This window comes from Variovorax sp. PBL-H6 (genome assembly GCF_901827155.1).
Classification (GTDB): domain Bacteria; phylum Pseudomonadota; class Gammaproteobacteria; order Burkholderiales; family Burkholderiaceae_C; genus Variovorax.
Window position 1 is genome coordinate 257,107 of the sequence record NZ_LR594660.1, and the last position, 13,347, is coordinate 270,453.

The window sequence follows — 13,347 nt, forward strand, 5'->3', positions numbered from 1 at the left end:
CACAACGCGAAAGACCTGTATGCCTACAAAAATCATCGATGCCCTGCCCGCAAAAGCAGTTCCGGCGGAGCTGCGCCCCGATTACCTGGAGACGAGGCTCGACCCGACCGAGTACCAGTTTTGCGCGCCAGGCGCACCCGCGCTTCGGGTTTCGGACATGTCGTACCATGACCTGATGCAGGCGCTGTGCCTGACCATCGACCTTGTCGAACGATTCAACGCAATGGGTGACCAGATGCAGGGGCTGGTGCGAGATTGGCGAGACGGCTCGTTCGAGCCCACGCCGCCGGAGGCAGACTCGAAGACCTGATTGAGCAAAAGCCTTCGCGGAGCACATGCCCCGCGAAGGTTTCTTTGTTGGCCCACCACGTCTTAGGCGTCCACGCCCTCGACCCTGAACATGCCAATCCCGCTTGTGCTCAGCCTGCCCGCTATTTCCGGGGCTCGAGCATTTTGGAGATGCACCGCCAGGTCGTATGTGCACTACCTTCGACCTCGAGCATCTCCTCGACGGTGGCCGGCGCCGTCTCTCCCAGGAACTGGTCAAGCGACGAGTAGCGGCTTCCTACGAATGCGACTGATGGCTCGTGCCCACCTTGCTCGAGGACGCCCAGGGCGCCTCGCACCAAAGCTCGGCTGTGCGTGATGATGAGAACGCCCTTTGTGCCATCCGCCGGCGCGGTCGCAAACTGGGCGATGAGCGCTCCCAACGGATGGGCATAGCGGTCCGATAGGCCCGTGTCTGGCTCGTCGAAAAGGGCGATGTGCGCCTTCGAGCCCCAGCCTTGCATGGAGCTGATAGCGCGCCTGACGACGCCGATGCTGTTGAGGCCGGTGCTATGGTCCTCGTCCGAGCCGTACATGAAGGCCCGCTCGATACCTGCTCGCGTGCGGTAAGCCATCGAAATCTGGAGGGGCGTGCAGTCGTCGGACCGCGCGTAGGCGCTCAGGACCTGGACAAGGAAGCTCTTGCCGGCGCCGTTGTCTCCGATGACCAGGTGCAGCGGGCAGTCTGCGCGGACCGCATCGGTGTTCAGGCGGAGCGGGCTTTCGCCGTTGAAGTAGACCGACTCGGACACCTCTTGCAGGAGTTCAGCCAGCGGCGGGCAGGTCTTGGGGGCAGCTTGCTTGCGCGCAACTCGGGCCATGGATTTAAAATCTTTCTTGTTTTCGGAGGGCGTGCCGCGCTGGGGCAGCGTTGTGTTATAGAGGCGCTGGTGTGTGAAGATGCATTTTAGCTTTTAAGCCCGGCGCTGTCCAGCCTTCCAATCGTATATAAGGCCGCGGGCGTTCAGAAGTACGACAAGCCCAGCGCGCGCTTCACCTCCCCCAGCGTCAGCGCTGCCCTCGCGCGGGCAGCCTCCGTACCCTGACGCAGAACCTCAAGTACAGCGCCGCGGTCTGTCGCCAGAGCTTCTCGGCGCGCGCGAATGGGTGCGAGCGCATCCTGCAGAAGCGCGTCCAGGCGCTTCTTGAGAACACCGTCTCCAAGGCCGCCGCGCCGGTAGTGCGCCTTGAGCTCGACCAGGGCGGCTTGGTCGGGCTCAAAGGCGTCGAGAAACGAGAACACCACGTTTCCCTCGACCTGACCTGGGTCCTCGACGCGCAGGTGGTTTGGGTCGGTAAACATCTTCTTGACGGCGGCGCTGATTTCCGCCGGGCTGGCGCCAATCGCGATGCTGTTGCCAAGCGACTTGCTCATCTTGGCCTTGCCGTCGATGCCGGGCAGTCGGCTCACGCTCGAAAGCATGGCCCTGCACTCGAGCAGCACCTCCTTGCCGGCAATGGCGTTCATGCGGTGCACCAACTCGTTGGTCTGCTCAATCATCGGCAGCTGGTCGTCTCCCACGGGGACCACGGTCGCTTTAAAGGCGGTAATGTCTGCTGCTTGGCTGACAGGGTACGTCAGAAAGCCCGCCGGAATGTCGCGCTCAAAGCCTCGCAGGTTGATTTCCCGACGGATGGTCGGATTACGCTCGAGGCGAGAAACCGTAACGAGGTTGAGCAGCAGCATGTTGAGCTCCGCCAGCTCGGGCACTTGGGATTGGATGAAGATGGTCGACCTCGCCGGGTCGATGCCGACAGCCAGGTAGTCGAGCGCCACCTCGAGCACGTTGCGCGTGACCTTTTGGGGGTCGGCGAAGTTGTCCGTCAGCGCCTGCATATCTGCCAGCAGGATGAACTGGTCTGCCGTGTGCTGCAGCTCGACGCGTGCACGCAGGGAACCGACGTAGTGACCCAGGTGGAGTGGGCCTGTGGGCCGGTCACCTGTGAGGACGACTGTCCGGGACGGGAGAGAAGGAACAGAAGAAGACGTTTGCATTGGAAAGCTCCGAAAGTGGTCGGACGCCGCCAGCAAAGGTCGAGACAGAAATGCCGCCAAAGCTGGCGGCATCACAGAGAAGAAAACGCAAGGATGTGGCCGCCGGGGTTAGCCGTGCCACCAGGAAAAAGCGATGAGGGACTTGCGATTCATGATAAGCATTATAGCAAAGCGTTTTAGATGCCCGAGCCGAAAGCTAAAGCGCGCTGGCTACAGGGGTGGCCACTCTCGGAGCCATCATGAAACGCTTTTGCCTGTCCACCGCCCTTCTGGTCGCTTTGCTGTACCAGCTTCAGCACTTTCTCCCGTCGCTCGCCTGGGGCGGCGTGCTCGCCATCGCAACCTGGCCCCTCGTCCAAAAGCTCGAACGGCGTGGCTTTTCGAATGGTGGTGCAGTGGCCACAGTCGGCATGGGCCTGTTGCTGGGTTTCGGGTTGCCAGCGCTCGCGGTCATCGATGCGCTGAGCCCTGAAGTCGCGGCCGCCTCGCGGTACGTCCATCAATTGAATGCCACGGGGCTGCCTTCTCCGGACTGGCTGCAGCGTCTTCCCCTCTTTGGCGGGCAGGCGGCCGCCTGGTGGGGTGCGCATCTGTCTGCGCCTGGCGCTCTGCTCGAGATGGTCAGCCAGGTGTCCGGCACCTCGGTGCTCAACGCCACCGGCAAGCTGGGCGGGATAGGCGCCGGCCTTGCAGCCAATGCGTTTTACATCCTGCTGAGCCTGCTGACCTTCGTGGTCTTCCAGCTGAACGCCTCGGTCATCGTGAAGCATCTCGACGCCGCTGGAGCCAAGCTGCTGCCTGCCGAATATGCGGTCGTACGTCGCCTGCTTCCCCTGTCCCTGCGCGGAACCGCGCTGGGCCTAGGCTCCGTTGCCCTCCTCGAGGGCGTGGTGCTGGGCATCGCCTACGCCATCGCCGGCGCTCCGATGCCGGTCCTCTTGGCCGTCCTGACCGGCTATCTTGCCCTGATTCCAGGGGGCGCTCCGCTCTCCTTCATCACGGTGAGCCTCGTCTTGCTTGCAAAAGGCAGCACCGCCGCGGCGCTCGGACTCGCGCTTTGGGGGACTGTGGAGCTGTTCCTTGTCGACAAGTTCGTTCGCCCACGCATCATCGGCGCGTCGGTGGAGCTCCCCTTCCTGGCAGTACTTTTTGGGCTGCTTGGCGGGGTGTCGACGATGGGCATCATCGGCCTATTCGTGGGGCCCTTCTTGATGACAGTGCTGTTTCACTACCTGCGCGCGGCAGCCAAGCCTTAGGCGCCGGTCAACGTCGCCTCCTTCGGCCGGCTCATGTCGTGCCATCCAGAGAGGGTCAGGCTGGTCCAATCCTTGTGGAACTGCTTGGTGAACGAAGAGCTTCTAGGAAGGCTTGCGTGCATTTTCTTTGGGGCCGGGCCCGCTTTCGAGCGCATCAAAAAGACCTTCAGGTGTCTCGAAGCGCTCGCGGCCTGACTCCCGAGCTTCCGCCATCGCTGCGGCGGTGGCGGGGTTGGGCTTGTCCGGTACGGGTCGCGCCGTGCTCTCGGGCTTGTTTGACGTCCCGGAAGCCTGCGGCGCAACCGTTTCGGGCTTGGCTGCCCTCGGCGCTTTCCTTTTCGCCGGTCTTGGTACCTTGGGCTTAGCGGTGTCCCCGGTCTCGGGCGGTTCTGTAGGAGCGGGCGGCCCTTCGGGCTGTGCCGGCTGCCTCCGCTGAAACGATACAAATACCCCGACCATTGATGCAAGCGAGGCAAAGGCGCCCAGCCAGGTAAGTACCAGCGCGGCCTTTATGCCTGTGAGGGAGAACCGCGTCCATATTTTCTCGGGTTCGTACTGTGAGGCAGACAGCAGTTGAGTGAACTCGCCTGGACACTCGTCCGTTGGGGTCTGCCCGTCGCCCTTGAGAATCAGCCTGGCATTGTCAGTGAGGCCACAGCCCATGACGACCCGGTTGTCGTTGTTCGGTATCGGGTAGACGAAGGCGGCATTGAGCACGAGGTGGAGGATGCTGAAGAGAAAGACCAGCACCGCCGACGCCACAACGACTTTGTTCGCCGTGGAGCGTTCCGCCCTATGGAGTAACTGGAACACCACGACGAGGACCACAAGTTCCACGAGCGAGGTCATGACGGTGAGACCTGGTCCAGGCGGCCAGGGCGGGCTGAAGCCCGCGAGACCAACCCCCAGGGGAATAGCCAGCAGCCCGCCCGCGGCCACAAAGGCCATTTTCCGGACGCGCTTTACGTCGTCCATGAACTCGTCAAGGCCTGTTCTGGGGCCAGTTGCCATACGCCACCTCCATCCTTGTCTGTCGCAGTAGTCGTTGCGTGCTAAGGCTGGACAGCGCGCCGCTGGCTGGTCGAAACCACTCCTGCCGTCCAGTTGGCGGGCGCACGCACTCCTGCCGAGCCGAATACTGAAGTATCCAGTGCGTTCGCGCAACGAAATTCCTTGGTTCGGCGCGGCCGAGGCCGGCAGGGCCGGTCTAAAGCGCATATTGCCCTGCGGCATAAACGCGCTGGCTACAGGTTGGCCTCACCCAGGCCCCTGCTCCATGAAGCCACTTTCGAAACCAGTCCGCTCTCTCCTTCGCAATGTCGCTCTCGGCCTTGCCCTTGCCGCGGTAGCCGCCACCTCGGCCTATTTCCTCAAGAAGGATGAACCGAAGGCCCCCGAGCTCACCGGCGTAGCGCAGCAGATGCGGGCAGCCCCCGAGGAATGGTCCAAGGTCGAGAAGGACGGCTCGGAGCTTCTGAGCGACCTCCGCGCAGACAAGGTCTCCGCGGTGGGTATCGCCGGAAGCGGTATCCTGGTCGCCACGACCTCCGGGGAAAAGTACTTCGTGGTCGACGGTCGGGGCTCGTTCGCGGCTCTGGCGGTCGGCGAGGCAAAAAACCCCGAGAAAAAGCCGTTCCAGCTGGTCGTGCTGCCCAACTCCAAGGTAGGCTCGCCCGACGTGGAGGGTGCATGGCTCGGGACCGCGCGCGACGTGGCCGGTCTGCTGCTGCCGTTGCTCCTCATCGGGGGCCTTGTCTTCCTGGTGCGCAAGGAGCTTGGCGGGAATGCAACCCTTGTCGAGCAGCCCACGGGAATTCGATTCGATGACGTGATTGGTGCCATGGAGGCCAAGAACGCGCTCAAGGACGTGGTCGCCTACCTCAAGGACCCCAAACGGTTCTCGGCCCTTGGCGGGCGCCCACCCTGCGGCGTGCTGGCGCTAGGCGGGCCTGGCGTGGGCAAAACGCTGCTGGCCAAGGCCCTAGCCGGCGAATGCGGGGCGAGCTTCATCGCCATCAACGGCGGCGAGTTCACTTCGAAGTTCTATGGCGTAGGCGTGCAGAAGGTGAAAGGTGTCTTCGAGCTTGCTCGCAAGAACGCCCCCTGCATCCTCTTCATCGACGAAATCGACGGCATCGCCAAGCGCACGAGCAGCGGGTCCGGCCCGGTGGAGTCCGAATCGAACCGCATCATCAACCAGGTGCTGGTCGAGATGGACGGCTTTGCGTCCAACGAAGGCGTCATTGTGGTCGGCGCCACCAACCTGGCGGAAAACCTGGACGAGGCACTCCTACGCGAAGGCCGCTTTGACCGCCGCGTGACCGTCAGGCACCCGGACGTTCGTGACCGCGCTGAAATCTTCAAGCTGTACGGCAAGAAGCTGAAGCTGCACGGCCCCATGGATTGGGACCAGCTCGCCCGCCTGACGACAGGCTTGTCCCCGGCGACAATTGCCCACATCGTCAATCACGCGGCGATTGTTGCCGGCCGACACGCCAGCAGCGGCGTAGAGATGCACCACTTTGTGGAATCCGTGGAGACCACGCGCATTGGTGAGCTCAACGGCGCCGAACGCGCCTTGAGTGACGAGGAGCGGGCATACATTGCCGTCCACGAGGCTGGACACGCCATTACGGCAGCCGTGCTGAGTTACGGGAACGTGGAGAAGGTGACCATCCTCCCGCGGGGTGGGGCGCTCGGCGTCACCCTGGTGACGCAGGATGAAGACAAGACGCTCATGCTGCGCAGCGACATGGAGAACCACATCGTCATGCTGCTTGGCGGCCGGAATGCCGAGCTCGAGGTCTTCGCGGAGGCCTCGAGCGGGGCGTCCCATGACCTGCAGGAGGCATCAAAGCTGGCGCTGGACATGGTTGGTCGGTACGGGTTCGGCGCCGACGGCTCCCTCTTCAGCCTTGGGGCCCTCCCCGCTCAGCATGCGGCTCAACACGTGACCGCCGCGGTGCGGCAGGCCGACATCCTGCTGAAATCGCTCAGCGAGACCGGAAAAGCGCTGCTTCGTGTGTACAGGGGCGCCTTGGATGCGCTGACGGATGAACTGCTGCGGGACGAGACCGTTGACGGTACCCGGGTCCTTGAACTGGTCCGCCAGGTCAGGGCGACCCGATAGTCGGGCAGGTCGACCGAGCAACGGCGGGCTCTGCGATATAGCCCGCCGGCGAGTTGGCTACACGAGGAAGGTCAACTCCAAAAGGAACTCATCATGCTCGTTCGTCTCTTCCTTGCAATCGTCTCCTTTGCGGCACATGCTGCCGCCGCAATGGTTGTACTTGCCGTCTACCACTGGCTCGGCACCCCCGTCGAAGCGACGCCATATGACGTCATGACGCTCGAGAGCCAAATGGTCGCAGTCGCCGGCGTCATCGGCATGTTCCACGGCTACACCTTCCCGGCGCTAGGCCGTAGTGCACTCAAAACTTCCATCGTACGGACAGCGACCGCCCAGGTGGCCGGTTGGTCGTGGTGTCTCGTCGCTGCCGGCGGCATTGCAGTCGGTTTCCTGTCCGACCTTCCGGACGCGTTCGGCTCTGCCGGCTTGTGCATCGCCGCCGGCGTCGTATGGCACATCCTTGCCTGCAGGGGAAGTCGCAAGTTCGAGCGCCTGCTCGCGCAGCGCGGCGCTGTGATGTTCTCGCTCGCAACGTAATTCTTAAGCCACCTCCCTGGAGGTGGCTTTCTGCTTGGTGTGCGGTGGGCATAGGTGGCTTGTGACTTCGGTCACGCCATGCAATCCAAAAGCACATAACGATATAAATGTATAAAAGTTTTAGCCTACACCTTTTATACCGTCGGCGACGTGGCCCCGCTCAGTGAGCCCGCCGCCCGGGAACTCATCCTAAACTACTTCACACCACTGCAATGCGCAAACAAGTCCTCGCCGTCCTGGCCGCCACCCTCCTCGGTTCGTCCGCCTTCGCGGCCGACAACGCCAACGTTCAAGTCCTGGCGAACGTGCAGGGCACCTGCAAGTTCCTGGCGGCCCCTGACGTCAACTTCGGCACGCTAGACCCGGGCGCCGGCGGCGACGTTAACGCCAAGACGGACGTGAGCTTCTGGTGCACGAAGGGTGCCAACTACACGCTGAACGTCGGCAACGGCGCGAACTTCGACTCCGCCACCACGGCTCGTCGCATGAAGAGCGCCACCGGCGACTACATCAAGTACGAGCTGAGCCCCGTGAACGCCTCGGGCATCGGCACCGGCCGCAGCACGCCGCTGACGTTCTCGATGAACGCCCTGCTGCGCGGCTCGGACTACATCGACGCGACCGTCGGCGAGTACCAGGACACAGTCCAGCTGACCGTCACCCCGTAAACACCCCGCGCGGCACGCTGCTGCATTCCCACCCAAAAGGAGGCCTCGGCCTCCCTTAGTCATTTCGCGGCACGGGGCCACTTTCAGTCGTCGCGCGCATAAAGCCGGCTCCCTATCCAAGTAAGGCCGCTTTTTGGGGCCTCTTCCAAAGGACCGCTTTTCCATGAAGAAACTACTTGCTCCCCTCCTGTTGGCCATTGCTGCCTCCAGTGCATTCGCCGGCCAGTTCACCGTTGCGCCGCTACGCATGGACCTGACCGACAAGGCCCCAGCCGGCTCGGTGTCGGTGACGAACGACGACGCCGAACCGCTGCGCCTGAAGGTGAGCGCTGTGCGATGGAAGCAAAGCGCCGAAGGTGTGGACAGCTACGAGCCCACCGACGACGTGGCGTTCTTCCCGATGGAGGTGGAGGTCGCTCCAGGCGCGAAGCGTGTCGTTCGGGCGCGCATCAAGCGGCCCGCAGGCACCGCGGAGACAGCGTATCGCCTGTTCCTGGAGGAAATTCCCTCTGCCGCTGGCCGCGTCGGGGCTTCGCGACTTTCGGTGGCGGTCAAGTTTGGCGTCGCAGTGTGGCACAGGCCCGCGACCGAAACTCTGGCCCTGAGCTTCAAGCCGGAATCATTCAAGGACGGGCAAGGCCAGGGTTGGGTTGTCAACAATGGCAACGCGCACGTCCGCCTGACGAGCCTGGCAGCGGACCAGGTGTCCTTCGGCGAACTGAATCCTTGGTATCTGCTGCCGGGTGCCGCCCGCAAGGTCGAATTCAAGACAGCCGGCCCAGCCTGCAGTGCCGCAAGCCTGGCGCTGGTGGCAGAGACCGAGGAAGGCAACCTGCCGACGGCTCTACAGGGTCCGCTCTGCGCGGACTGATGTGTGCGCAGGGGGCTGACGGTGGCGGCACTCGTGCTGCTCCATGCGGGGGTGCGCGCCGAGGTCGCACTGCTCGATGTCGTGCTGAACGACTCGCCGCGCGGCAACTTCAACTTTGTCTTCGACAAGGGGGAATACTTCGTCGCGCGCTCGGAGCTCGCCAAGCTTGGCATCAAGACCGTCGGCCCCGAAAGCACCGTAGATGGCCAAGTCGTGCTTCCTCTGACCGGGCTCGAGGGCGTCGAGGCGGTCATCGACGAAAGCGCCCTGGAAGTTCGGCTCACTGCTGACACGGCGCGTCTAGGCACCCAGGAGATTTCGCTTGCGAGCGTCAGCCCGTACGGGCTCACCCCGGCTGAGACGAGCTTCATCGGCAACTTTCGCGTCGCGACGGACACGGTCAAGCCGGGAAGCCCCTTGTTCTATTCGGAGAACTCGTTTCGCCATCAAGCATGGCTGATGCAGGCCAACCTGTACTCCGAGGACAACACTTGGCGCTCCAGCCTGCTGCGGTTCAGTCGGGACTTCCCAAGCCAGATGCAGCGCTTGAGCATCGGCGATGTACCCAATGACGGCTATGCCGGACGAGCCATGCGCGGCGTTTGGTTCGGGCGCGCCTTCGAGATGAAGCCGTACTTCCAGCGGGTGCCAGGCCTTGCCTTTACGGCCGAGGCGGCCGTGCCCGCGATGGCCGATGTCTACGTGGACGGAATCCGGGTGCGCAGCGTCGCGGTCAAACCCGGACCTTTGTCGATGTCCGACCTCAACGTCGGCGCAGGGCTCCATGCGACGGAGGTCGTGCTGCGTGACCGCGCAGGAAACGTGCTGTCCCGCTTCACGGACCAGCGCTACCTGCCAAGCGAGGGGCTCGCGGAGGGCGTTTCTGATTATGCGGTGTCGGCCGGCGAAACCTCGGGTGGCGTCGGTGCGGGGCCTTCGTGGGGCTACAACCTGCGGTATGCCCGCGGGCTCAGTCCAGCGCTGACGCTTGGCGGGTTCGCCCAGGGGACAGCAGGCGGAGCGCATTACACCGGCGGCCAGGTCACGGCGGTCCTCGGCCAGTTCGGCAGCTTATCCGCGCAGCTGACACAGGCGAGCGGTGTCGCGCACGGCCAGGGCTTGGTCGCCGCCTTCGTCCGTCAATCCAAGCACGGCAGTGTGCAATTCCAAGCCGAGCGCTACTCGCGGGGCTTCTACGGCGAAGCTGTCACCGACCCAGGGGTGCGGGGCGCCGCGCGCTACAGCGCCACCTACCAGGCCACGGCTGCCGCTGGCGTGGTGTTCGCGCTCACCGGGGCCAAGGTCGAACGGATGGACGGCAAGGGGAGCCAAAGCCTGTCTTTCAGCGTTTCAAAGCGGTGGGGCGCCCTGAATGTCACGCTGCGAGGGACCACCGGGCACGGACCGGACGTGTCACCAGGCGTGGCCGTCTCCCTGAGCTACGACCTGGGTCTGAACCAATCGTCCGGTGCCTACGTCTCGGCCTCCCGCGGGCAGGTGGTCTCTGGCGCCGACTACTCAAGCGTCGGCTCGCGACAGCGCGGTCTCGGGTACCGCCTTGCCACCCAGCGGGTCGGTGACCAACAGGACGTGCGTGCCAGTGGCCAGTACCTCCACGAGCGGTTCAGCACTTCCTTCTCTGCCGATGCCTCGGAACGAACCGGGCAAGCGGGGGTTTCGGTGGCGAGCACGGTGGCCTGGACTCGGGGGGACGGATTGCGCATAACGCGGCCCATCGACGGTGCGTTCGCGGTGGTCGACGCGAAGTTGCCTGGTGTCAAGGTCATGATGGACAACCAGTACATGGGTCGCACCGGAGATGATGGTCGTCTCCTGGTGCCATACCTTACGAGTTGGGCCCAGCATGGCCTCACCCTGGACGAACAGAACATTCCCCTGGACTATGCAGTCGAGTCCCTGCAGAGGAACGTCTCTTTGCCGGACAAGGCTGGCGTCCTGCTGGATTTCAAGGTGCACCTTGCTCAAGCCCTCTCCGGAAGGCTGGTGTCCGCCGACGGCGTGGCCTTGGGCAGCCATCGGGTTTCGCTTGCCAGCCCTTCGGACACGCTCCGGCTGGTCACGAGCAAGGACGGCACCTTTTACACAGATGAAGGACCGCCGGGCCTTTATGAAGGCGGTCTTGTGGTGGACGGCCGGCCCTGCCAAGTATCCGTGCGCATCCCGGAACGAAAAACAGCTTTTCTGGAGATTGGGGATGTCCCTTGTACGAGCCCTTAGCCTGGCACTGCTTTGCCTGGTCTCTTGGCCGGCGCACGCTCTGCTTGGGCTGGAGATGGGCTGCTCAGTCAGCACCCGCCCACTGCAGTTTGGCAGCTACGAGGCGACAAGCGCGCAGCCCCTGAAAACCTCATCGTCGCTCAACGTCCGGTGCCTGGCGGGAGCACTGGTGAACGTCAGCTTCGGACCATCAGAGACATCCGGGAGCATCGCGACTCGCAAGATGAAGCACACCAGCAAGGCCGACACGCTGAGCTACAACATCTACTCCGACAGCAGCTACTCGCGCGTGTGGGGCACGGTCGCGTCGCGCCAGTCGGTGCCGGTCGTCCTTTCGCTGCTGCTCCTGGGGCGCGACATTCCCGTCTTCGCCAGCATTGCGCCTGGCCAGGACGTGTCGGGCGGCCAATACCATGACGGCGTGACCGTCTACATCGAACCCTGAGCACAAGAAAAAGCCCCGCGGGAGCGGGGCTTTTGGGCAGAATCACCAGTTGAGTGCCCGGCACAGTCGCGCGTAGGCCTCGGGATACGCGGCGCTGAACAGGCCGTAATACATCGGCATTTCCTTGCGATACATCGGGAGGAACTCGAGTTTGCCTTCCTCGACGCACGCCTCGACGTTGGCCAAGCGGTCCAGCAGCTTCAGCGGCACGTATTGCGGATTGTGCTGCAGCTTCCCGACGATGTCTTCGTTGCGCTCGCGTCGGGTTTCCCCAAAGCCAGAGACGCAGTCGACCATGTCGCCAATGTCCACGCCGAACGACTGCGCAAGCTCTTCCTGGGTCACCGCGGTGTCTTCCAGTGTGTCGTGCAGGTATGCGCCGACGCGAAAGAAGTTGGGCAGCTTGTAGAAGCGCACCAGGGCCTCAACGCGGTCCAGGTGGCCTTCCACGTAAGACTTGTCGCCGTACACCTGGTCGCCGTGTGCCTTGATGGCGAAGGCCCTGGCCGCGACGACTGCCTCCTCGGGAACAGGGGCATCGAAGCGTAGATGGTTGAAAGCAGAAGTAGTCATGGCCTATACCTCAGAGTTTACTTGTGAGGTATAGGCCACGAGGGTCAAAGAGGGCTGTCGGCCCTCTTTCTGGGCTCAAAGGTAGACGTCGAGGAGGTCGCCGGCAACAGAGCGCGCGGCTTCCTCGGTGATTTCGTCCGCGCGCAGCTTCTCGGCTGCGTCGATGGCGATAAAGCGCACATGCAGGTCTCCGCTCATCAGAGCCTCGAGGTCACGGGCATCGTCGTAGCCGATGAACTCCGACAGCACCGTGGGGGCGAGGTCCTCGCGGGAAAACGGCGAGCCGTCGTCTTCCGCGGCTTGGTCAACCAGCACCTGTAGCAGCGTCGCATTGAGAATGTCGCCAAGGCGCTCCGCCGGCACGCCGGCGCGGTAGAACTGGTTGACGATTTCTTTGGCGCTGCCTGCGCGAAGCGACGCGAGCACGATGTAGCCTTGCTCGGCGAGCTCGACCACCATCTGCAGATGCTTGGCATCCCGCAACGGACGAGAGAACACGTAGACGTCGGCGTCCATGCGGGCGAGCGCTGCACCGTCGTCGGCCTTGTCGACCCAGATGACCTCTCGTCCTTGCTCGGCGAGTTCGTCTGCGGTGGCGCGCAGGGTCGTGCGGATGCCGGTACCGTGAACCAGGCACAGCCCGTCCGACTGCTCGGCGGCGTCCATCCACCGGTCGACCTGGGTAATGCCGAGGTCGTAGATGGACAGTGCGGGCTTCTTTGCCGGCAGCGCCGAGATTTCGTAGCCGTCAGCGTCACGGTCCTGCTGGGACGCGTCGAAGCGACGAACGGTGAGGAAGACCTCGGTGCCGTCGGAGAGGGCCACCACGCGCGAAACCTGGTTGTCCTGCTCCAGCTCGACGCCAAGCAGGTCACGCAGCGCCTTTGCGACGTCACCGGGGGCAGAGATGTTGAGCTGGCGTATTCCGCTACGGATGGTTGGGTCCAGCAGCGCGAGACGGGCGGTGCCCTCGGACTGCTCAAGGATGTAGGTCTGGCCGCCTTGCAGGGCGTTGCGCACCAGCGTCTCCGCAGCGCTGGTTGTCGCCAGGTGGGCCGGAGCTTGCGCGGGGTTCGGGGCTTGCTGGGGCTGCGCGGGGCGGCCGCTGCCCTCGCTGGCGTAGACGGCGCTCTCCACCATGTCCAGAACATCGGCGATTGACACGTTCACGCGGCAGCGCGCGAAGAGTTGAGCGCTCACCTGGTGAGCGAAAAGGTGGAGGCTGTCGTTCTGGGGATTGGGCATGGGGCTTCCTGCTGATGGATGAAATGAACAGGGGTTTCCTGTGTCCATCGTGTAGAAAGCC

General features: G+C 63.6%; 13 protein-coding genes. 8 read left to right on the forward strand and 5 right to left on the reverse strand.

The features are described from left to right. Positions 1–19: 19 nt before the first annotated feature. Entirely contained in the window at positions 20–310 is a 291-nt protein-coding gene (locus G3W89_RS29580; protein ID WP_162570968.1) for a hypothetical protein, read from the forward strand. Positions 311–431: 121 nt separating this feature from the next. Here the strand turns inward: G3W89_RS29580 and G3W89_RS29585 are convergent, their stop codons facing one another. Both G3W89_RS29585 and trpS read right to left on the reverse strand, forming a co-directional pair. Continuing rightward, on the reverse strand, positions 432–1,148 hold the full coding sequence (locus G3W89_RS29585) for an ATP-binding cassette domain-containing protein (RefSeq protein WP_162570967.1): 717 nt from the start codon (positions 1,146–1,148) through the stop codon (positions 432–434). Between the two features lie 143 nt (positions 1,149–1,291). After that, positions 1,292–2,323, reverse strand: coding sequence for a tryptophan--tRNA ligase (gene trpS, locus G3W89_RS29590; protein ID WP_162570966.1), 1,032 nt, complete (start codon positions 2,321–2,323; stop codon positions 1,292–1,294). A 239-nt stretch (positions 2,324–2,562) separates the two neighbouring features. Between trpS and G3W89_RS29595 the strand changes: the two genes are divergently transcribed. Next, a complete protein-coding gene (locus G3W89_RS29595) occupies positions 2,563–3,579 on the forward strand; it encodes an AI-2E family transporter (protein ID WP_162570965.1) in 1,017 nt (338 codons plus the stop codon). A gap of 102 nt (positions 3,580–3,681) precedes the next feature. Here G3W89_RS29595 and G3W89_RS29600 read toward each other — a convergent pair whose 3' ends face one another. Further along, positions 3,682–4,590 (reverse strand): hypothetical protein, encoded by a 909-nt coding sequence (locus G3W89_RS29600; protein WP_162570964.1) that lies wholly within the window; start codon positions 4,588–4,590, stop codon positions 3,682–3,684. A 265-nt stretch (positions 4,591–4,855) separates the two neighbouring features. Here G3W89_RS29600 and G3W89_RS29605 point away from each other — a divergent pair, with 265 nt between their 5' ends. The 6 genes from G3W89_RS29605 (at position 4,856) to G3W89_RS29630 (ending at position 11,468) form a co-directional block, all read left to right on the forward strand. Beyond that, positions 4,856–6,709: an AAA family ATPase gene (locus G3W89_RS29605; protein WP_162570963.1), complete on the forward strand. Its 1,854-nt coding sequence runs from the start codon at positions 4,856–4,858 to the stop codon at positions 6,707–6,709. A 93-nt stretch (positions 6,710–6,802) separates the two neighbouring features. Continuing rightward, positions 6,803–7,246 (forward strand): hypothetical protein, encoded by a 444-nt coding sequence (locus G3W89_RS29610; protein ID WP_162570962.1) that lies wholly within the window; start codon positions 6,803–6,805, stop codon positions 7,244–7,246. Between the two features lie 212 nt (positions 7,247–7,458). Further along, positions 7,459–7,914, forward strand: coding sequence for a Csu type fimbrial protein (locus G3W89_RS29615; RefSeq protein ID WP_162570961.1), 456 nt, complete (start codon positions 7,459–7,461; stop codon positions 7,912–7,914). A 163-nt stretch (positions 7,915–8,077) separates the two neighbouring features. Then, entirely contained in the window at positions 8,078–8,785 is a 708-nt protein-coding gene (locus G3W89_RS29620; RefSeq protein WP_162570960.1) for a fimbrial biogenesis chaperone, read from the forward strand. 21 nt (positions 8,786–8,806) lie between these two features. After that, positions 8,807–11,023 (forward strand): fimbria/pilus outer membrane usher protein, encoded by a 2,217-nt coding sequence (locus G3W89_RS29625; protein WP_162570959.1) that lies wholly within the window; start codon positions 8,807–8,809, stop codon positions 11,021–11,023. 55 nt (positions 11,024–11,078) lie between these two features. Next, positions 11,079–11,468, forward strand: coding sequence for a Csu type fimbrial protein (locus tag G3W89_RS29630; protein ID WP_162595291.1), 390 nt, complete (start codon positions 11,079–11,081; stop codon positions 11,466–11,468). Between the two features lie 42 nt (positions 11,469–11,510). Here the strand turns inward: G3W89_RS29630 and G3W89_RS29635 are convergent, their stop codons facing one another. Both G3W89_RS29635 and G3W89_RS29640 read right to left on the reverse strand, forming a co-directional pair. Beyond that, on the reverse strand, positions 11,511–12,041 hold the full coding sequence (locus G3W89_RS29635) for an HD domain-containing protein (RefSeq protein ID WP_162570957.1): 531 nt from the start codon (positions 12,039–12,041) through the stop codon (positions 11,511–11,513). A gap of 75 nt (positions 12,042–12,116) precedes the next feature. Further along, positions 12,117–13,286 carry a hypothetical protein gene (locus tag G3W89_RS29640; RefSeq protein ID WP_162570956.1) on the reverse strand — a complete coding sequence of 390 codons (1,170 nt, stop codon included), beginning with the start codon at positions 13,284–13,286 and terminating at the stop codon, positions 12,117–12,119. Between the last annotated feature and the right edge of the window lie 61 nt (positions 13,287–13,347).

Coding starts and splice junctions, on each gene's coding strand:
- G3W89_RS29580 (WP_162570968.1), top strand. CDS start 20: ATGCCTACAAAAATCATCGATGCCCTGCCCGCAAAAGCAGTTCCGGCG.
- G3W89_RS29585 (WP_162570967.1), bottom strand. CDS start 1,148: ATGGCCCGAGTTGCGCGCAAGCAAGCTGCCCCCAAGACCTGCCCGCCG.
- trpS (WP_162570966.1), bottom strand. CDS start 2,323: ATGCAAACGTCTTCTTCTGTTCCTTCTCTCCCGTCCCGGACAGTCGTC.
- G3W89_RS29595 (WP_162570965.1), top strand. CDS start 2,563: ATGAAACGCTTTTGCCTGTCCACCGCCCTTCTGGTCGCTTTGCTGTAC.
- G3W89_RS29600 (WP_162570964.1), bottom strand. CDS start 4,590: ATGGCAACTGGCCCCAGAACAGGCCTTGACGAGTTCATGGACGACGTA.
- G3W89_RS29605 (WP_162570963.1), top strand. CDS start 4,856: ATGAAGCCACTTTCGAAACCAGTCCGCTCTCTCCTTCGCAATGTCGCT.
- G3W89_RS29610 (WP_162570962.1), top strand. CDS start 6,803: ATGCTCGTTCGTCTCTTCCTTGCAATCGTCTCCTTTGCGGCACATGCT.
- G3W89_RS29615 (WP_162570961.1), top strand. CDS start 7,459: ATGCGCAAACAAGTCCTCGCCGTCCTGGCCGCCACCCTCCTCGGTTCG.
- G3W89_RS29620 (WP_162570960.1), top strand. CDS start 8,078: ATGAAGAAACTACTTGCTCCCCTCCTGTTGGCCATTGCTGCCTCCAGT.
- G3W89_RS29630 (WP_162595291.1), top strand. CDS start 11,079: ATGGGCTGCTCAGTCAGCACCCGCCCACTGCAGTTTGGCAGCTACGAG.
- G3W89_RS29635 (WP_162570957.1), bottom strand. CDS start 12,041: ATGACTACTTCTGCTTTCAACCATCTACGCTTCGATGCCCCTGTTCCC.
- G3W89_RS29640 (WP_162570956.1), bottom strand. CDS start 13,286: ATGCCCAATCCCCAGAACGACAGCCTCCACCTTTTCGCTCACCAGGTG.